The organism is Enterobacter sp. IF2SW-B1, from assembly GCF_001743375.1.
Lineage (GTDB): Bacteria > Pseudomonadota > Gammaproteobacteria > Enterobacterales > Enterobacteriaceae > Enterobacter > Enterobacter bugandensis.
In genome coordinates this window covers 1-1,549 of sequence record NZ_MJAA01000025.1, presented here as the reverse complement: position 1 = coordinate 1,549, position 1,549 = coordinate 1, and the positions used below count along the sequence as shown (strand labels likewise).

General features: G+C 64.6%; 1 protein-coding gene. It reads left to right on the top strand.

The genetic code is table 11. The features are described 5' to 3' along the window. Nucleotides 1–1,549: Ig-like domain-containing protein (locus A6013_RS23545; protein ID WP_139128245.1), on the top strand; the 1,549-nt coding region annotated here is incomplete at both ends.

Genomic DNA, 1,549 nt, shown 5'->3' with positions numbered 1-1,549 from the left:
GGGGCGGATCTGGTGCTGTCCGGCGCGACCACTAACGTGGAAGCCGGGCAGACCGTCACCCTGAGCCTGAACGGTAAAATCTACACCACTACTGTAGAAGCAGACGGCAACTGGACCTATACCGTGCCGGCTGCGGATCTGGCGGGCCTGAAGGACGGTGACGCCAGCGTGCAGGTGAGCGTTACCAACGTCAACGGCAACAGCGCCTCTGCGGGCCGCGAGTACAGCGTGGATGCCACCGCGCCATCCGTCACCATTAATACGATTGCGACTGACGACATCCTGAACGCGACGGAAGCGCAGTCTGACCTGGCGATTTCCGGCAGCAGCACCGCCGAAGCGGGCCAGACCGTGACCGTGTCGCTGAACGGCAAGGACTACACCACAACCGTCAGCGCGGACGGCAGCTGGACGCTGAACGTTCCGGCGGCGGATCTGGCGGCGCTTAATGACGGCAGCGTCACCGTTACCGCATCGGTCAGCGACAAGGCGGGCAACCCGGCATCCGTAAACCATAACCTGACGGTGGACGTGACCGTACCTGCGGTCACCATCAACGCCGTGGCGGGCGACGACGTAATTAACGTCGCCGAGCACGGTCAGGCGCAGATTATCAGCGGCACCGCCACCGGCGCGGCAGCGGGCGATAAGGTCACCGTGACCATCGGCGGCCAGACTTACACCACCGTACTGGACGCGGCAGGTAACTGGAGCGTGGGCGTCCCGGCGAGCGTGATTTCTGGCCTCAGCGACGGCACCGTGACCGTCACTGCGTCTGTTACCGACGCGGCGGGCAACACCGGCAGCGGCACCCATAACGTGACCGTCGATACCGGTCTGCCATCGGTCAACTTCAACGCCATCAGCGGCGATAACGTTCTGAATGCGGTGGAAAAAGGTCAGGATCTGAGCGTGAGCGGCACCAGTGCCAACCTGGCGGAAGGCACCGTGGTGACCGTGACCCTGAACGGTAAAAACTACACCGCGACGACGGCGGCGGACGGCACCTGGAGCCTGACGGTTCCGGCTGCGGATCTGGCCGGTCTCGGTCAGGCCAGTTACACCCTCAATGCGACCGCCACCAACGGGGTGGGCAACAGCGTGAGCAGCGCTGCGAACCTGCTGGTCGACACCGCGCTGCCGACCGTCACGATCAACACCGTGGCGGGCGATAACGTTATCAACGCGGCGGAAGTGGCGGCAGGCCAGACCCTGAGCGGTACCGTGGCGAATGCCGAAGCGGGCAATACCGTAACCGTGACCATTGGCGGCAACAGCTATACCGCAACGGTGCAGAACGATCTGAGCTGGTCCGTGAACGTGCCGTCTGATGTGCTGACCGCACTCGGCAACGGCAGCCTGAGCGTGACGGCAACCGTCACCAACGGCCACGGCAACACCGGCAGCGGCGAGCGTGAGATCGCGATAGACGCTAACCTGCCGGGCCTGCGCGTGAACACCGTGGCGGGCGACGACGTGGTCAACAGCATTGAGCATGCGCAGAACCTGATCGTCACCGGCTCCAGCGACGGGCTGGCGGCGGGCACGG